We start from the raw sequence: 19,727 nt of genomic DNA on the forward strand, positions 1-19,727 counted from the left end.
TTTACTCCTTCTCTAAAACGGTGGTTATACGTAATTCATACATCTTTTCGGCAACAGACCGACAGGCATTGACCATCTCGGGATACGGTGTATCCGCAACATCCACAAAACCGATGCGGTAATTCTCGCCATCTTTTCGGCCGGTCAGAGGCTGGTCCGAAAATTTAAACCAATGCGCTCCGACGATCAGCGGATTTTTCACCGCTTGCTCGAAATAGTTTTCAAACAACGACGCCGCGTGTCCGATGTCCATTCCGGTGCACAGCCCACCGCCCCAAACCCCGCGTTCGGTGATGGTGCCAAAATGGAACTCACCAATCATGATCGGGGCGTTAAAGCCCTCGGGTGCCTGAAAGACCTGTGGCGTATAGTCGTAAAAATTAATACTGACTACATCGGCATATTCGGCACAGATGGACAACGCGGTCTTATTTTTGGTGTGGTTGATGCGGCTGCCGAGATAGAGCTTGTTAGGTGCGTGCTCGCGCATCGCATCCCGGCAGGCATTGAAATAGAGATGGTACCACGCTTCGCTGAATTCGAGCATATCGGCACCACGGGCTTGGGTATAGTTGCCCTCGGGCGGCGACATGGCATCCCAATTCGTATACTTCGTATTCCAGGCTGTGTTGAGTTTTTCCATCGTGCTGTATTTATCTTTGAGACGGCGGATCAATTCCTGACGGCTAAAACACGACTTTGGTGAAAGCAAGGCCTTCTGGGCCGGTGAAGTGGGCTGCGGAAAGGGCAATTCATTATCGATAAAATAGCCGATGCACCACGGATCCTGCGCTTCCCGCGTAAAGCGCGCAACGGCGTCAAAGGTGTTTTTCCGATAGTCGGGATGAAAGACATCCGGCAGCGAACTGTGCGCCTTGGGGTTGGCTTCGTGAATGGACGGCCGGCTGAAATGGCAGGCCACGGTATAGGGCGTTTTGCCCATGAAATAAAACTCGGGCGAGCTCCAGTTACCCAGCGTATTCATTCCCCACGCGCGCAGGCGTCGATGCGTGAACTCCATACTTGCAGCCTGCCAGTCTGCTCCGTACTTTTCCTTCAGGTTTGCCTGGCGGGGATTCCATGGACCAATGCCCGGCGTCGTGGTTTTGCCCAGTCCGAGATTGAAGCCGGTTGCGCCGATCGACCAAAACGGATACCCCTCCGGATCAGCCAGCCACCAGATACCCTCTTTTTCCAAGGCTTGGAAATGTCCGGTGGCCGGGAAGCGCTCGCCCCCCGTCCAACCGCCATAGCGACTTCGGTTTTCCAAGGTCTGGAACTGGTCCAGCCAGACCTTTTCCGATTCCAGTCTCCTGGGAAAATCGGCGCTAGTTTTAATTTTAAATTTCCAATCGGAGTGGCGTTCCTGACCGAATTCATCCGAGGCCGGCCGATATTTAGTTTTCAATACCTCATTCGACGGAAGTTTAAAATCCGTTGCCGCCCGCAAATTTGAAACCTCACACTCCACCCGGGGAGCATCCGTGAAAAAATCAAGTTTGACGCGTTTAAGTTTCGACGCATCGATCCGTCGCCAGCCCGCATTGTGGTACCCGCCGGGAAAACCGCGCATTTCGCCAAAGACCGCTTTCAGGCCATCGCTATCCCGTCCTTCGATCATTCCGCGCAGGATCAAAATCGGCAACGAACATTTTTCACCTGCGGGCACCACAACCGCCCCCCGGTTTTCGCCCCATCCCGTCTTCTTATCAGACGTCAGTTCCGCCCGCACCAAAACGGATGTTGCGCCGTTGTTTTCCACATCGACCAGCAGCCAGAGTTTTGAAGAACAGTCCCAGAGCCCCTCCTTTGGACGAAGAATCGTAGAAACGGGACGTCTCGGATCAGCAACCTCTTCGGAGACCATGATCCGCGACTCTGCCATAGCCATCTTCAGCGGATGGGTATCCTTCAGTGGATGCAGAGCCTGATCCGCGTTCGCCGCCAGCAGGGCAACGAACATGTGTCCTGCCATTAAAAACAAGTTGCATCGCTTAAACATCTATAAACGCATCCTTATGTCACCCAGCCCCGATCGTTATATTTGTTCACTCTTCCACACGAACAAACCTTGAAGTTAGCCTATATCATATCGATCTGGCTACTGGAGGAATCTCTAGGTAGTAAAACAGATGTAGGAATCGAATTCCGAACATTGAAATAATTTTTACCACAAGGACACAGAGAGCTTCCAAACCTTGGAAAAAATGAACTCGAATTTTCCAATGTCTGGAACATTGCGGTGCGGGTGCGTCTTTAACCGCTAATGGACGCGAACAGACGCAATAAAACATAGAGTCAGAAATCAAAAAGGCGGACGCCTTCCCTGCCCGTCCTAAGTTTACCTGTGATGAGCTTGTCGAACCCACCGAAGGAAGGCCTCCTGCGCGGAGGGAACAACGTCAGGGCCGGAAACTTTCAAGTCAGCGCTGCCCCCTGCCCCTTATCAATGTTGAATATGGCGACCTGCATGAAGCGTCCGCCGTATACATACGGAGGTCTCAAAACCATGAAGGACAAGAGCATATTCACCCGGCAGCATCGATCCCTCATCAATCTCTTCCGCAATGCCACGCACCGCATGAGCAGGTTGTGGTTGACGGCATCGAAAAACTTCGAAAGGTCGGCATCGACCGCAATCGGATAGTACGAGCGGAACAGCTTCTTCATCTGGCGTGCCGCATCATGTGCAGAGCACCCGGGTCGGAAGCCGAAACCCGACTCCGAAAAGTGCGGATCGAACAACGGGGATAAAACCTGCGCGACGGCGTGCTGGGTCACGCGATCCAGCACGCTCGGGAAGCCCAGCGGACGGCGACCGCCATCCGGGTTGGCTCTCCGGCTTCGCCTCCGTGTCGATCCAGACCCGGCGCACCGTTTGCGCAAGGTTTCTCCCCGGGGCTGCCTTGTCGGTTGCGCGGTGCGCGTCCAAAGGACTGATTTCGCTCGCTTACGCATTAACTGCAGTGATGCGGAAATTGATCATCGCGACTAACTCAGCAATTAAACCCGCGGAATTTGGCACTTTACCTTAAACACCGTTGCTTTGGGCGAAGTTAATCAATGACCTGAGTCCGTCACGAGGACGGGATTTTTTTCGCTCCCAAAAGAAACTTTAGAGCATTTCATAAATACGATGCCGTATTGCCTATTCGTGGAGGGATGCCGTCCTCGGCGTCCGCGGACAGCGAGGACGCGGTGTCCCTCCATGAGCATCTCAACCGTTAAACGCTCTAGCCTTTAATGGCCGCCTGCGCCGCCGCCAAGCGGGCAATCGGCACGCGGTACGGCGAGCAGCTCACATAGTTGAGGCCGGCCTTCACGCAGAACTTCACGCTTTCCGGATCTCCGCCGTGTTCGCCGCAGATGCCGCACTTCAGATCCGGACGCGTTTCGCGCCCGAGCTTGACCCCCATTTTCACCAGCTGGCCAACGCCGGTCTGATCGAGGTGCTGGAACGGATCCGAAGGCAGGATTTTCTCGTTGAGATAATCCGGCAGGAACGTGCCGATGTCGTCGCGGCTGTAGCCGAAGGTCATCTGCGTCAGGTCGTTGGTTCCGAAGCTGAAGAACTCGGCCGTTTCGGCGATTTCGTCAGCGGTCAGCGCCGCGCGCGGAATCTCGATCATGGTGCCCACGAGATAGTTCACCTTCACGCCGGTTTTGGCGATAACGGCTTCGGCCTGGGTCCGGACAATCTTTTCGAGGAAGTCGAGCTCGGCCTTGGTGCCAATGAGCGGAATCATGATTTCCGGCAGCACCTTGACGGGCTTCTTCGCCTTGGCCACTTTGCAGGCGGCGCCGATGATCGCCTGGGTCTGCATAACGCAGAGCTCCGGGAAGGTGATCGACAGGCGGCAGCCGCGGTGTCCGAGCATCGGGTTGAACTCGTGCAGCTCCTGCACGCGCTCAGTAACCTTCTTCAACGGAACGCCGAGGCGTTTGGCCATTTCCTGCTGGTCCTTCTTGGAGTTCGGCACAAACTCGTGCAGTGGCGGATCGAGCAGACGAACCGTTACCGGCAGGCCGTCCATCGCCTTGAAGATGCCTTCGAAGTCCTTCTGCTGGTGCTTGAGCAACTTGGCCAGCGCAGCCTTGCGGGCCTTTTGGTCCTCGGCCAAAATGAATTCGCGAATCGCCCAGATGCGGTCGCCTTCGAAGAACATGTGCTCGGTGCGGCAGAGGCCGATGCCTTCGGCGCCGAACGACCGGGCGGCCTTGGAATCCTTCGGCGTATCGGCGTTGGTGCGCACGTTGATGGTGCGGTTAGCATCGGACCACTTGGAGACCTGTTCATACATTTTGTAGATTGGATCCTTCTTGGCCGAAGCTTTGCCGTCGACCACAGCGGAAACAACCGGACTGACCTGCGTTGGGATCTGGCCGGCGTAGACGTTTCCGGTTGAGCCGTTCAGACTGATCCAGTCGCCCTGTTTGTAGACCTTGCCGGCGATGGTGACCGTCTTTTCCTTATAGTCGATCTTCAAGGAACCCGCGCCGCAAATGCAGCACTTGCCCCACCCGCGGGCCACAACGGCCGCGTGGGAGGTCATGCCTCCGGTGGAAGTCAGCACGCCCTGCGCCGCCCACATGCCGCCGACGTCCTCGGGGCTGGTTTCGTGGCGAACCAGCACAACCTTTTCGTCAGCGTTCTTAGCAACAGCCGCTTCAGCATCTGCAGCTTCGAATACGATTTTACCAACAGCAGCGCCGGGACCGGCCGGCAGCCCGGCGGTGATGACTTTGCCTTTCTTCTCTGCGATGATATCAAAGATCGGGAAAAGCAACTGTTCGAGGTCTTCGCCGGAGAGCGACATCAGCGCTTCCTTCTGCGTCAGGATCTTGGGCTGGCTTTCGCCGGTGTAGAAGTCCTTGCCAGTGGCCATTTCAACCGCCCAGCGAACGCCGGCGAGGCCGGTGCGCTTCGCGTTGCGGGTCTGCAGCATGAAGAGCTTGCCTTCCTGCACGGTGAACTCGACGTCTTGGGGATATTTGTAGTGCTTTTCAAGGCGCGCCATGATTTTCAAAAGATCGGTATGGACTTTTTTCCAAACCTTGGATTCCTCGTCCGGCATGTCGTCGAGGTGCCTTGGAGTGCGGATGCCCGCCACCACGTCTTCGCCCTGCGCATCAATGAGATATTCGCCCATCGGCTTGCTGTGGCCGGTGCCTCCGTCGCGGGTGAAGGCCACGCCGGTGCCGGATTTTGCACCCATGTTGCCGAAGACCATCGTACAGATGTTTACGGCGGTGCCGAGCAGGCCATTGATCTTGTTGATCTGGCGGTATTTTTCGGCGCGTTCGGAGCCCCACGAACCAAATACGGCGCGGATCGAAAGATCGAGCTGCTCGATCGGGTCTTGCGGAAACGGCTTCTTAACCTTGTTTTGGTATACCTTCTTATAGATGCCTACCAGCTCTTTGAGCTGCTCGGCGGTCAGGTCGGTATCTTCCTTCGCCCTGTACTTTTTCTTGATGGCTTCAAGTTCGACTTCGAAGTCGTGATGGGTCAGGCCGGTGTAGGGCCCCATCACCACGTCGCCGAACATATCGATGAAGCGGCGGTAGCAATCCCAGCCGGTGCGCTCGTTGCCGCACTGTTCGACGAAGCCGAGAACGGACTTGTCGGTCAGACCAAGGTTGAGGACGGTATCCATCATGCCGGGCATGGAAACCGCGGCGCCGGAGCGGACAGAAACAAGCAGCGGATTCTTGGGATCGCCCAGTTTTTTACCCATGTTGACTTCCAGCTTCTTGAGCTGGACTTTAAGTTGCTTTTCCATTTCGGGGGCATATTTGCCGCCGGTCTTGGAATAGTATGCGCACGCTTCGGTAGAAATGGTAATGCCAGGAGGCACCGGCAGGTTCGCATTCGCCATTTCAGCAAGGTTGGCGCCCTTGCCTCCGAGAATTGCCTTCATGCTGCTATCGCCTTCCGTGAGCTCTTTCGAAACCCCGTAGAAGTAGACATATTTTTTCTGAGCCATCTTTCCTATCTCCTTTGTTTACAAAAAACCATACAGAACAAAAAACGGTCTATTCTTAGCACGCCCGAAAATAGAGTCAAGGCCGCCTCACGCTTAATCTCAGTTAGAGGGGAGTCGGCGCTTGGTATTAGGCGAATTCTCGCCAGTTCTCACCGCCCCCGATGGCGAAGTCGCAATCAGTTGGACAGAAGAAAGCCTGACTTCGGGGAAACCCAATCCTCATTCCTGCCTGCATCTTGGCAGGCAACGCCACGACACTACGTAATGGCTGAAAACGGCACTGTTATTCCGACCCCCAAGGAAAGGGTTGCACATTGATCTGATAAAACTGCTGCTTGTTCGTTGAAGTTCCCTCCCAACGACCTGTTTCTATGGATTGGCCGGATGGTTCAGACTGAAATGCGACCAGTAAGTTGGTGGTTGATTCCACTTGGTAGGTTTCAACCCCATCGAGCATGTCCCAAAAAACCTGAATGCTGTGGTTGCTTGCAACGATGTTGAGATTCGTGGGGATGAGGGATTCAAGATGCGCTTCATAGTCTGGGCAGGTCATGGCCAACACCGCCAAGGCGGTTGCTCCGAACCGGCCGGGTCCGTTACTGATGAATGACGTTCCGGCTTCATCGTAATAGCCGAGAGGGTCTATAGCCGTACCGGCTTGTTGCTTGGCGAGGCCGACAAGAAATTCACGAAACCAGTCGTGCGTTCCCGGAAACCTGATTGAACTTGAGCCATCGGCGTAGGCCAGCGCCAGCGACATGCCATATAGGCTCATGCTCCATAGGTTTGCTCCGCTGGAGATCGACTGGTCAAAGTCACCGCTTTTCCAGAGAGCTTTGCCTGGATCAAGCATGGCGGTTCCTGCCGAGCTGTTCGTCCAGTTGGATTGTGCGTATTGCAGGTAGCGGTCATAGCATTGGCGCGATTCGCCACGTGTGATCACGAGATAGGGATACTCCGCAACTGCTGTGTCATTCGTGCTCCATTGATCCCAACCCAGCCAACGGCAAGCAAGAAGTGCGTAGCCAACGGGCTCAAACATGGCATCCGGATAAGTGGTACCGGCATTGTTGTAACGTGATCCACCGTTGGAATGCTGATTGTGCCACAGCATGTTGGGAATGCGCTCCTTGAGCCTCTGGTTGACATATACTCCCGCAGATCCCATCTGGCGCTCGGCGGCAAGTAGAGCCACATACCACCCACCGGATATGTAGGCATTGGCTTGCGCAGCGGAAGTCCCGGTTCCCATGTAGGGGGAAGCGCCCCACCCGCCAATGGCATTGGTTGGACTGTTTCCGTCTATCTGAGCTGCGATCCCGAAATCGACCATTTGCTGGACGACAAATTCCATGAGCCGCCCGTTGACGTTGGTGTTCGCCACCTGGCACCGTACACCAGTCAATCCGCTCCCAGCCAAGGCATGCACAACCAGACTACGTCGGTTATATTCTGTGTCATAGCTTTCCGTGTAGAATCCTTTCCCGTCATCCGTTCCGGATATCGGCAGGGTTCCGTCGTTCGCTTCGTCGTCAACAGGGATGTCGATGTGCTTGATGTTCGAAAGCAGATAGTTGTGCAGCCGTAGGAGATCCTCGGCATAGGGATCATTCTCGTAGCGCCAATCGTTGAGGGAAAGAAAGCCCTCCGGCACGCTTTGGCTGAAATCGTTGTAGGTGCCGGGAGGAAATGCAGCCATGTGGTGATTCGATTGCATAGCCATAGTGCACAGTGCGCTGCATGCCAATCGTACCAATGGAGCCGGTGCGTTTATATAGCCGCTAATCGTGGCGACACCCTCATCTGTTCGAACCAGATTCTTGTGGAGATACCATAGCGCTTCATCAACCGCCAACGCCCGCATAACCGCCAGCTGATGCAAGGTGGCCTCATGCGTATTCTCCACGGTCGACACATCGTGGCACATCATGACCGGGTAGGAGCCGTAGAATGATTCCGACGTCGGCGTTTCCTTGCATTCGATGATTGCCGTGTAACGAGTATAGCCCGTTTGGCCCGGCGAACTGGGATAGAAGTGGAGGTGTTCGATATTGTAGCGGTTGCCGGTTAGCCAATCCGTGTCCCAAACATAATCCCCATCAACATCGACCCGGTAATAGACCGTTGATGCGCAGTCACGGGCAATAGCCTTGATTCGCGCCTTACGGCCTGGATAAACGGGATGCGGAATGGAGGGATCAGTCCAATCCCAAGGGACCGGAACCACCCGCGGTTCACCAAAGGAAGAAACAGCAATCATCAACAAACAAATAATCCTCACTTTCACTCCGCACCTCCTTTGTTTTTCTACTGCCCGGCGCGCACCCGGAAGAACTGCTTGTCCGGATCGGCGGAAATGCTCCAGAAGATGGCATCTCCGGCATTGGTCCAGATAATCAGGTCTTCGGATTGCTCCAGCTGAAGATCGAGCCACACCGTTCCGCCGTCGGTTTCGATCAGCAGTTGCCCGATGGCAACGTCCAGCACGGCATTTGAGGAGTAGAGGTCGAAGGCAGAGCCATTGTCATGGATGTAGTTTACGATAGACGTGTTGCCTACGGTGGGTGACAAAGCAGGATCGTTGGCTTCAAAAAAGTCGTCGAAGCCATCACCGTCGGTATCCACATCCTGTGGGTCAGTGCCCAATGAGTATTCCTCAAAATTATTCAACCCGTCACCATCTGCATCCAGATCCCGGTCATTTGCCACAGGATTCAGCCCATTATCGACTTCCCAGCCATCCGGCATACCATCGGCGTCGCTGTCAGAATGCATGGGATTGGTTCCGTAGATGTTGACTTCATCGCCATCGAGCAATCCATCATTATCACTGTCTGAATCGTTTGGGTCAGTTCCATGGATATTGACCTCTTCACCATCGAGTAATCCATCATCATCGCTATCCGGATCGGTTGGGTCACCAAGCAAACATAACGCTAAGCTGTGGCTACCTTTGGAAGCTACTGCTATCGCTTTTGTCAGACTGAAGGGTACAACGATTTGGCCGTCATCATTCAAACCCCACGCGGCTACTGTGCCGTCCGCCAACAGCGCCAGGCTGTGGCTACTTCCGGTAGCCACCGCCACCGCATTGGTTACGTGGACAGGAACATCGGTTTGGCCGTCGTCATTGTTTCCCCACGCGGCTACTGTGCCGTCCGCCAACAGCGCCAGGCTGTGGCTCCCACCTGCCGCCACAGCGACCGCATTGGTTACGTGGGCAGGGACATTGGTTTGTCCATAACTATTACTCCCCCACGCAACCACCGTGCTATCGGACAACAACGCCAAGCTGTGGACTTCACCACCCGCCACCGCCACTGCATTGGTTACGCGGGAGGGGACATTGGTTTGGCTATACCAATTGTTGCCCCACGCAGCTACTGTCCCGTCTGCCAACAGCGCTAGGCTGTGGGACGATCCGCCCGCCACCGCTACCGCGTTGGTTACGAGGGAGGGTACATCAATTTGGTCTGAATCTTTTTGCCCCCACGCGACTACTGTCCCATCTGCCAACAGCGCCAGGCTGTGGGACGACCCGCCCGCCACCGACAACGCATTGGTTGCAAGGAAGGGGACATCGGTTTGGCCAGAACCATTATGACCCCATGCTTCCACCACACCATCGGAGAGCAACGCCAGGCTGTGCATCGATCCGCCCCCCACCGCTATCGCACTGGTTACGGAGCCTGGCACATTGGCTTGACCACTGGCATCGTTCCCCCATGCCACTACTGTGCCGTCGGAGAGCAACGCAAAACTGTGCTCCCCGCCACATGCTACTGCCACGGCATTGGTTATGTGAGAAGGAACATCGGTTTGGCCATCGTCATTCCATCCCCATGCTGCCACCGAACCGTCCGCTAAAAGCGCCAGGCTATGGAAATACCCGGAGGCCACAGCCACCACATTGGTTACGTGAACGGGCACATCGGTTTGACCATAAAGATTCGATCCCCACGCCGCCACTGTACCGTCGGAGAGCAACGCTAGGCTGTGGTTACCCCCGGCAGACACTGCCGCCGCGCTGGTTACATAGGAGGGGATAGTGGTCTGAAAAGCATAATTGTTTCCCCATGCCGCTACTGTACCGTCAGAGAGCAACGCTAGGCTGTGGGCACCTCCGGCAGACACCGCCACCGCATTGGTTACATGGGAGGGAACATCGGTTTGGCCATCGTCATTCCTTCCCCACGCCGCCACTGTTCCATTCGTTAGCAATGCCAAACTATGGTAACCTCCAGTAGCTACTGATATCGCGTTTGTCACGCTGGGAGGTATGACAGCTTGGCCATAATCATTCCTTCCCCACGCCGCCACCGTACCGTTGGATAACAACCCTAGGCTGTACTGAGATCCGGTAGCCACCGCCGCAACATTGGTTACATGGGAGGGAACATCGGTTTGGCCATAATCATTCCTTCCCCACGCCACCACCGAGCCATCAGACAGTAGCACCAGACTGTGGCTCCCGCCACCTGCCATTGCTACTGCATTCGTCTTGTAGGAGGGGACATTACACTGGCTATAGCTATTATTCCCCCACGCAACAACTTCCGCTAGTTCCAGATCACCAAGCCCGTCATCATCGGTATCCTCATCCAGCGGATCGGTTCCGCAAATATTGACCTCGACCCCATCCGAAAGTCCGTCGCTATCGCTGTCGGAATCGCACGGATCAGTTCCACGGGTATATTCCTGTCCATTTTTCAAACCATCCCCATCGCTATCTAGACCGGAATCATTTGCCAACGGATCTAGTCCGTTATCGACTTCCCAGCCATCATCCATGCCGTCACCGTCAGTATCGGAACTTAGGGGGTCGGTTCCATGGGAATATTCCTGCGCATTGCCCAAGCCATCTCCATCGGGATCCAAGGCAGCATTATCCGACAACGGATCCAATCCATTATTGACTTCCCACAGATCCGGCATGCCGTCACCATCGGTGTCCGCATTTAACGGATCCGTTCCATAAATGTTCACCTCACCTCCATCAAGCAGGCCGTCACCGTCGGTGTCAGGATTGAGCGGATCACCCATGCACAGCGCTAAGCTGTGCCACGCGCCTGCCCCCACGGCCACGGCATGATGAACAGAGTCGGGTACGTCGCATTTACCGTAATTGTTCGTACCCCATGCAATGACGCTACCGTCCGACAGTATGGCGAGCGTGTGCGATGAACTTGCGGACATGGAGACTACATTTGTGGCGGTTTCAGGGATATCGAGCACCCCGTAAAAATTGGTTCCCCATGCCGCAATGGTGCCGTCGTCGAGCAACGCATAGCAGTGCAGTCCGGCTGCCTCCACAGCGATGGCATTGGTGACCGATGTCGGAACGTCGCATTGGCCATAATCATTTTTGCCCCATGCCTCAACATGACCATCCGACCGCAGGGCCAGGCTTTGCCGATAGCCTGCTGAAACAGCCACGGCATTGGTGACCGACGCCGGGACATTGATATAAGTTGGAAATCCCCACGCCTCAACATGACCATCCGACCGCAGGGCCAGGCTGTGAAACTCGTCTGACGATACCATTACGGTATTGGATGCCGATGCCGGGACATTGGTGGTCCCAAAGGCATTTCTACCCCATGCCACGATGCTGCCATCGGCCAGGGCCACCACACTATAGCTATTCCCTCCAGCGACAGTCATGGCATCGCTTACCGCTGGTGGAATGTTCGTTTCACCGTAACTGTTATTTCCCCAGGAAACCACACGGCCATCGGATTGCACAGCCAGATTGTGATAATACCCTGCTGCAATTTCCAGCGTATTGGTCAACACAGCCGGGATGTCGCATTGGCCTGAGGTATTATTTCCCCATGCGATGATGTGAGGACATTCCAGATCCGGGAGACCGTCATCATCGGTATCGGCATCCAGTGGATCGGTTCCATGCACATTTACTTCATATCCATCCGAAAGCGTATCGCCATCGCTGTCGCGTGCCAGTGGATCGGTTCCATGCGTATAAATCTCATCATAGTCTGAAAGACCATCATCGTCGCTGTCTGGATCAAGCGGATCGGTGCCGTAGGTGTTGATTTCGGTGTAATCCGACAGCCCGTCGTCGTCGCTGTCGTTGCCGGCACGAAGAATGATGTTGTCGAAATATGCCCCGGCCTCGGTGCTCTCGCCGGTTAATTTAACATAGGCAAGTTCCGAATAGGTGCCGCCGTCGTAGGTATCCAACGTGGTGGTCCGCGCCGCAGTGGTTCCGTCCTGTTTTATCGTATAAACAGACCATCCGCCGAAATTGACCGAAATTTCAACATGTGCGTCTTTTGAGAAATCAAAGCTCGCGGGAGAGCCGTCATAGCCCCACCAATAGGGTCCGGGACTCTCACCCGCAGAAACCAGGTTGGAGGTAAACGCATAGGCCCCGTTCCCGTCGGCATATCCGGGGCGCTGGCGATCGCCGCTGTCATTTCCAAATTCGTCAAGCTCCGCCATGACAAAATTGAAGATGATGTTGTCGTCGGAATCGTAACCCGTCAGATAGAAACTTTTTGTATCACCGTAGGTGCGCCGCGATGCCATATCCAGTGACACCACCGCCGACTGGCCGCCGGACAACGGTGCCGCACTTGTGGGCGTCAGAGTAATGTCCGTGGCCGCGCTTCCGTCGGTGGACGGATCGGTGAGCAGCACCTGGCTTCCCAAAGTCGCATCTGGACCACTGGCCACAGCCACCTGAACTTTGTATCCGGCATTGTAGGTAATTGTGCCGGTATTTGCAGAGGTGCCCGACTCAAAGTCCGCCTCGAAAAAGACGATGCCCCGGGCGTTCGATCCTGCCAGCAGCAAAACCAAAGCGAAGCTAATGAGGTTTTTCATTTTTCTCTCCTTATGTGTGGCCTTTACTACTTACTTAGTTATGGCGTGTCTCCCGTTCATAAATATCATGGTATCTCCATTGATATTTGATCCCGCATACAGGTTATATGGGAGTGAATCGCATCCTGTATTGTTGTCGCCGCCGTCTCCCAAGAAGTGTAAGGAGCAGATGGGGTCGCATTATTGACATCCACATAGTGCGTGTTCGCCCAAACCTGACTGATGAAACAGGCTAAGCACACGGCTCCGGCAATAATGGTTTTTTCTGACGATTTCATGGCTCTTTCCTCCACAATTCGGGTTTTCCAAAAAAACTACATATTTCGCCCTTCATTTAGTACATGCGCAGTTGGTGCTCAGAATGCGCAACCCATTCTGGATTTATTCCTTCAGTTCCACCTCCAGTTGGTAGAAGCCGTTGTCTCTTGCCCCGTGCAAGGTGTCGGTGTAGCTGTTTTGCGGGAACTCGATGTCTGCTTCCAAGGTTTGGAAACGACCGGACAGGGTATCCGTCCAAAGAATGCTGTATTGCCGGTTTGAGACGGATTCCCACTGCACCACGTAGCCACCTGCGCCCGGGTTGTGATCGACATGGGTTATGGTGAAGCAGGATGCCTTGCTGATTGGATCGGTTCCGGAAATGTATTCGCGGATATTGTCGTGGCCGTCCCCGTCGGGGTCGTCATGGGGATTGCTCAATGCTTCATCCCCGAAATAGAGATCCTCCCAGATGTGTGGCAGGCAATCGCCGTCCGCATCGTCGGCATCGGGCAGAGTCACCATGACGCGATAATATCCGCACGAAGCGGCGTTGTGGACGCTGTCGGTGTAGCTGTTTTGCGGATAGGCCAGCCCGTACACCAAGGGCTGGAGGCAACGCATCAGGTCGGAACCCCGCAGGATGTGGTAGACTCGACCCTCGACGGCAGTCCACCGGATCACGAAACCATCGACTTGATTCGAAACCGCGACGGCAAAGAAAGTCGCCGCATTGGTGGGATCGGTTCCGGCAATGTATTCCTCGTAGTTGCTCTGCGGATCAAGGTCTGCGTTGCCGGATGCAATACATCCGGTCGCACTGCTGAAATACAAGAGTTCCCATGCATCGGGAATCCTGTCGTCGTCGGTATCCAGATATCCCCCCGAAAAAACATAGGCCGCGCCGGAATGGATTGCACTGTTGTCGTTCTGGTTTCCATTCACTCCAGTGGCCGAGCTATTTTCCCCATATGCACCGATCACAAGGCAATTGCCCGAAAGTGCCACTTGGTTGCCAAAACCATGGTAGTTCGCAGGATAGGATGCCTTGAGACGGGCTTGGTGGATCCAGGTTGTGGCGGTTCGCTCATACACGTAGGCCGCCCCGGCGGATGTACCACCGCTATCTTCTCCGGGAGCGCCAATGACCATATTGTTTCCCGACATTGCCACCGACCGGCCAAACACATCTCCTGCTTGAGTATCAGAAGCCTTGATGTAGGCCTGCAGGTTCCAGTTCGTACCCGTGCGCACATACACATAGGCTGCTCCGGCGCTAGTGGCACTGTTGTCAGATGGATTGCCACCCATTCCGCTGGTTGCGCTGTCTTCGTTCTCTGCACCCACCAAAATCGTATCGCCCAAAATGGCCGCACTGCAACCGAATGAATCACCCTCTTCTGTGTTGGAGGCTTTTAGATAAGCCTGCTGGAGCCAGTTCGTGCCGTTGCGCACAAACACATAGGCCGCACCTGAACCACTGGCATTGTTGTCGTTCTGGTTGCCGTTTACACCGGAGGCATTGCTGTCTTCTGCATAGGCGCCGACCACGATGGTATCGCCCGAAATTGCAACCGAATAGCCAAACCGATCATATGCCTCAGTATTGGAAGCCTTGAGATAGGCTTGTTGGCACCAGTTTGAACCGTTGCGTCCGAATACATAGGTGGCGCCGGAGCTAATGGCACTGTTGTCGGACTCGACGCCGTTTACGCCGGAGGCATTGCTGTCTTCCGAGTCGGCACCGACCACGATGGTGTCGCCCGAAATTGCAACCGAATAGCTAAACCGGTCATTTGCCTGAGTGTTGGAAGCCTTGAGGTAGGCCTGTTGACTCCAGTTTGTGCCAGAGCGCACGAACACGTAGGCGGCTCCTGAACCAGAGGCGCTGTTGTCGGTTTGGTTGCCGTTGACACCTTTAGCAATGCTGTCTTCGTTAGCACCGCCTATCACGATGGTGTTGCCGCTAATCGCCACTTTGTTACCAAACCAATCGTAAGCATCAGTATTGGAGGGCTTGAGGTAGGCCTGCTGCTGCCAGTTGGTTCCGCTGCGCACAAACACATAGGCAGCGCCGGCCCATTCTGCACCGTTGTCGGCCTGGTTGCCGTTCACTGCTGTGGCACTGCTACTTTCCCGCCGCGCGCCAACTACCGCCGTGTCACCCGAAAAGTCCACCGAGCAGCCAAAATGGTCGCCTGCGTCGGTATTGGAAGCCTTGAGGTAAGCTTCTTGGATTGCCGTCCAGTCTTCGGCGCTCAATTCTTGTGGTACCTCACCGGGTCCGACTTGTTGCATCCCTCCCGCCAAAGCTGTACATGTGGCACAGCAGACTGCCATCAAGAATATGCTAATCCTCGTTTTCATCTCACACCTCCGTACGGGTTTAAAGAGATCTATTCGCCTTCATTTAGTACATGCGCGATTGGAGCGCAGAATGCGCAAAAAGATGTTGGATGTGAGGAATTCTGAGAGAACACCCGCGCACAGGGTCATCGAGAAGCGCTCTTCGAGCCCCATTTATAAACAACAGGACGGCGCGTCCTTTTATGTGGAGGCAGGAGAGCTTCTCTCTGCTTCACCAGCTCCGCGTTCAGCCCCGCCAGCACGGTGGTCTTCGGCCACCCTTTGCCTTTTCCGATATGGGCGGGATTGCGGAATTCCCGCTTTATTTGTTCTCCCGACGGCAGGGTTGCGGCCGCGCGGCCCCAAATGCCCTGAATCTCGCCATTTCCGCCACTGGGATCCATGTAGAGCATAACCGGAACGGTCATCAGGTCATGATGGGCTCCGGCCGGCACAAAAGGCGCGTTTAGACGTCCGCACTGTATGCCCTCCGTAACCATCCAATGCCCTGGGGAGCCGCTGTACTGCCGATAGTATATGCAATATTCGATGCCGATATCGACGAGTCCGACATCCGATCCATTTTCCAGCAAGATGACATATCCTGAACGTGTGATGTTCTCGGGTTTGTAGAGCAGGTCGTTGAACGTCTTGGCGCGGCCGAAATCCTTCAACTCAGCGCTGACTTTAATGGCATCCTGAAACCACTGCTTCCGAACATACTGCTGATCGGCATCGGAAAAAACAGCCAGCGAGGCTTCGAATGTTTGGTTGTCTTCCCGCTGAATGGTTACGGTTTGCTGCTTGGCATTGAACTCCAGTAAGCGCCCCTCAACGCTGCGGCCTTTTACGTCGGTAAAGACGCGGCAGGGCTCTTCCGCCCACGACAGGCCAGCTGCAACGAAGAGCCCGACGCCCAGAACCAGCGAACTGCTGTATTGGCATGTTTTCATGGCGCACCTCCTATTTTCCCCTCTACTTATACATGCGCATTCCAGACGAAAAATGCGCAAGGAGGGCGAGGCGCGGGGCCGGATTCGGATCCGGCGCCCCTGACGCTACAGGCGCCGGATCGGAATCCGGCGCCACAACAAAGGCCATGCCATTAAGTTCAGCGGGGCGGCAAAACCGTAACAGCATCCCCACCGATGAATGGCCGTCCGTCTTTGGTCTCCCCGGTCAGCAGCGCTTTGGTGCTGCCTTTACCCAGCTTCAGCCGTCTTCGCTGAAACTGGAGGAGCAGATCGACATCACCGTCGGCATCCACATCCTGCAGCACGCGGCGTTCGGGAGCCGCTTCGGCAAAGCGCACGCTGGCGGGATCGACGGTGGAGGCGTCGAAGGTTCCAGTCGTCAGAATCGCCACCGGCAAAAGGCCACCGGCCTTGAGGTTGATGGATTTGCTTTTGGAGCCGGGCTTGATGTCGATCTCCACGTTGGTGATCTGAAATTCATACGCGCCCATATCCACCACCGCGTCGCCATCGCGGTCGCCGTCCATGATCCGAGGGTTGCCATCGAGATCGGTGGCTTGGTTGGTGTGGATATTGGAACCGGCATCGATACAGGGGGAGTCCGGCTGCAGACGATAGTCGCCCCTCTTGGCATTCACAAACCGAGGCTTTTTCCCGACATTGCCGGTATGGCTTCGGTCGATACTGGGGGAGCAAGAGTTGAACACTCGCAACTTCTTTTGTTCCCCACCGATGTCCGGAGTGCTGTTGCCGTAAATAATTGAATTGTAGATATCGATATTCTTTGCACCGCCATAGTTTAGGGCACGATTCCATACAATGGTGCAGTTGATTACTTTATTTTCTGGATATTTATCGTTAACAAATACGCATACACCACCGCCGTCTACCTCGGCAGAATTACTATAGATGTTGCAATTCTGTATGGTGATCTCGCTGGTGGCTTTTTCCCTTAAAGCCACGTTGACACCTCCACCAGAGTTCTTTGCCCTGTTGTTCCGGATGATACAGTTTTCAACAACAGCGGAAACATGTTCCCCCGTGCCCACCTCGAAATATATACCGCCACCCCACCGGGCGTCATTAGCCTCAACAATGCAGTCAGCAATTTTTATGGGCGCGGAGCCGCGCACCGTAATCCCTCCGCCGATAGCGTTGCTTTTTACGATGGCATCACCGCCCGTCATGGTGAATCCCTCCACCACAACAGGGCCGGTTCTATCGGTTTTGGTAATGATAATTCTGAACACTCGGCAGTTCCCGTTGGCATCAACAATCGTTTTGTCACATCCATTAACACTACGCACGGTCAAGCCTGTACGGATTTCGATCTGGGAGGTGACGTTATATGTTCCGTCACCAATCAGCACCGTATCGCCGTTCTCGGCAATATCCACCGCATCCTGAATGCTGGTCGTCGATGACTCCCACGAGGTATACGGGGCGATCGGGTTGGTGCTGTTGATGTCGACATAATGTGTGTCGGCGAAAGTGGTGGTGGCGACGAGCAGCCATGCCGTTCCGATGATGATGGCCAAGGAATTTAATACTGTAGGGCGTGCTTCTCTGCTCGCAGAGCGCGCGCAACCCAGTTGACGGAAACGCGCCCCTTTGGAAAAAGAGGCACGTCCTACACCAACGCCAACCGGGTATCCCGTCATTCCATTCCGTGTGTTCTGTGTATTCCGTGGTCTCATGCTACTTCCCGTGTGTGATCGCAATTTCACCGTTGCCGATAAACGACTGTCCATCTTTGGTCTCCCCAGTCAGCAACACCTTGGTGCTGTCTTTACCCAGCTTCAGCCGTCTTCGCTGAAACTGGAGGAGCAGATCGACATCGCCGTCGGCATCAACGTCCTGCAACTCACGGTGGGTGGATACGGCTTCGGCAAAGCACACGCTGGCGGGATCGACGGTGGAGGCGTCGAAGGTTCCAGTCGTCAGAATCGCCACCGGCAAAAGGCCACCGGACTTGAGATTGATAGAGTTGCTTTTGGAACCAGGCTTAATATCGATCACCACGTTAATGACCTGGAATTCATATGCCCCCATGTCCACCACAGCTTCGCCGTCGCGGTCGCCGTCCATGATCCGGGAGTTGCCGTCGAGGTCAGTGATGGAGTTGGTGTAGGAATTGGAACCAGCGTCGATACATGGCGAGTCAGGTTGCAACCGATAGTCGCCTATCTTTGCATTCATAAATTTTGGATTGTCGCTGACATTACCATTGCCGCTCGAAACATTGCGGGCGCAACTGTTGCTGACGATGCACCGAGGATCAATATCCGATCCCATACGATTTTGATAAACGATGGAGTTGAGCACCACTGTTTTCTGCCATTCATGAGGGTTTAATATCACGCCCCCGCCACTATTATCCGCGATTGTACAGGACACAATTCTGTTGTCGGCAGAGTTGTTTTCAGCAAGCCTTCCTCTTTGATAATGAACCCCCAACACTATTCCACCCCCACCTCCTGAGACAGTAGAGTTTTTGGATATACGGCAATCGGAAACCTCCATCGAAGCCATCACTCCTCCCGTACAGCACACACCGCCTCCTGCTCCTTTAGCTTCGTTTTTCTCGATCAAACACCCTTGGATTAGAATCGTACCAATATCGCCTTTAGCTTCATCCCATGCTCCAAGATAGATGCCTCCTCCACAGTTGGACGCCCGGTTTTCCCGAACAAAGCAGTCTTCGATTATGACCGAATTCGCTGTTTTGTTATGCACGATCACATAAATACCCCCGCCATTGTCACCGGCCTCGCTATTTTCCACAATGCAATTGGATATTCGCAGAGGCCACTCACCACTTGCAATAATCGCCCCTCCCTGGCCTTTTGAAAAACCCTGGGTTATTGTTAGTCCCTCGAGAGCAACTGAACCGGATGAGGGATTGCGTCCAAGGTTAATTTGGAAAATCCGGCAACTCCTATTTGCATCGATGATTGCAGTATCTCGTCCATTCCTGCTTCGTACCGTCAGGCTTTTTTGAATCTGTATAGGCTTGGAAACATGATACTTGCCATCGCCTACCAGCACGGTGTCGCCATCTGATGCAGCATCCACGGCGGACTGGATGTCGGTTGCCACCGTTTCCCATGAGGTGTAGGGGGCGCTCGGATTGGTGCTGTTGACTGTGACATAGTGTGTGCCGGCGGTGACGGAGTTGGTTGCGCAGAGGAGGAACAGGCATGCCATTGCCCCGAGCAGGCGGGACGTCTGCGATACAACAAGCCGGCAAGATGTCGGCGGGACGAATCTTGTGTCGCAGGCGTTCCGCCTGCTTCCCGGCGAAACAGAATAT

General features: G+C 54.7%; 9 protein-coding genes. All 9 read right to left on the bottom strand.

The genetic code is table 11. From position 1 onward, the window contains the following. Position 1: 1 nt before the first annotated feature. Positions 2-2,002 (bottom strand): beta-galactosidase, encoded by a 2,001-nt coding sequence (locus SCARR_RS08910; RefSeq protein WP_136061188.1) that lies wholly within the window; start codon positions 2,000-2,002, stop codon positions 2-4. A 416-nt stretch (positions 2,003-2,418) separates the two neighbouring features. Next, entirely contained in the window at positions 2,419-2,886 is a 468-nt protein-coding gene (locus SCARR_RS08915) for a reverse transcriptase domain-containing protein (protein ID WP_222846235.1), read from the bottom strand. A gap of 347 nt (positions 2,887-3,233) precedes the next feature. Next, positions 3,234-5,987 (bottom strand): pyruvate, phosphate dikinase, encoded by a 2,754-nt coding sequence (gene ppdK / locus SCARR_RS08920; RefSeq protein ID WP_136061192.1) that lies wholly within the window; start codon positions 5,985-5,987, stop codon positions 3,234-3,236. Between the two features lie 283 nt (positions 5,988-6,270). Beyond that, positions 6,271-8,274, bottom strand: a complete 2,004-nt coding sequence (locus SCARR_RS08925; RefSeq protein WP_136061193.1) for a hypothetical protein — start codon at positions 8,272-8,274, stop codon at positions 6,271-6,273. A 20-nt stretch (positions 8,275-8,294) separates the two neighbouring features. Further along, a complete protein-coding gene (locus SCARR_RS08930; protein ID WP_136061195.1) occupies positions 8,295-12,836 on the bottom strand; it encodes an RCC1 domain-containing protein in 4,542 nt (1,513 codons plus the stop codon). A gap of 381 nt (positions 12,837-13,217) precedes the next feature. After that, a complete protein-coding gene (locus tag SCARR_RS08935) occupies positions 13,218-15,392 on the bottom strand; it encodes an FG-GAP repeat protein (protein WP_168433158.1) in 2,175 nt (724 codons plus the stop codon). Between the two features lie 194 nt (positions 15,393-15,586). After that, on the bottom strand, positions 15,587-16,393 hold the full coding sequence (locus SCARR_RS08940) for a hypothetical protein (protein WP_136061198.1): 807 nt from the start codon (positions 16,391-16,393) through the stop codon (positions 15,587-15,589). A 158-nt stretch (positions 16,394-16,551) separates the two neighbouring features. Then, a complete protein-coding gene (locus SCARR_RS08945) occupies positions 16,552-17,952 on the bottom strand; it encodes a choice-of-anchor Q domain-containing protein (RefSeq protein WP_136061200.1) in 1,401 nt (466 codons plus the stop codon). Between the two features lie 160 nt (positions 17,953-18,112). Then, positions 18,113-19,513 (bottom strand): choice-of-anchor Q domain-containing protein, encoded by a 1,401-nt coding sequence (locus SCARR_RS08950; protein ID WP_136061202.1) that lies wholly within the window; start codon positions 19,511-19,513, stop codon positions 18,113-18,115. Positions 19,514-19,727 lie beyond the last annotated feature (214 nt).

Origin of the sequence: Pontiella sulfatireligans (assembly GCF_900890705.1) — a bacterium.
Classification (GTDB): domain Bacteria; phylum Verrucomicrobiota; class Kiritimatiellia; order Kiritimatiellales; family Pontiellaceae; genus Pontiella; species Pontiella sulfatireligans.

What these genes read in the sequence shown, in the direction of transcription:
- SCARR_RS08910 (WP_136061188.1), bottom strand. Translation starts at nt 2,002, where the DNA reads ATGTTTAAGCGATGCAACTTGTTTTTAATGGCAGGACACATGTTCGTT.
- ppdK (WP_136061192.1), bottom strand. Translation starts at nt 5,987, where the DNA reads ATGGCTCAGAAAAAATATGTCTACTTCTACGGGGTTTCGAAAGAGCTC.
- SCARR_RS08930 (WP_136061195.1), bottom strand. Translation starts at nt 12,836, where the DNA reads ATGAAAAACCTCATTAGCTTCGCTTTGGTTTTGCTGCTGGCAGGATCG.
- SCARR_RS08935 (WP_168433158.1), bottom strand. Translation starts at nt 15,392, where the DNA reads ATGCAACAAGTCGGACCCGGTGAGGTACCACAAGAATTGAGCGCCGAA.
- SCARR_RS08940 (WP_136061198.1), bottom strand. Translation starts at nt 16,393, where the DNA reads ATGAAAACATGCCAATACAGCAGTTCGCTGGTTCTGGGCGTCGGGCTC.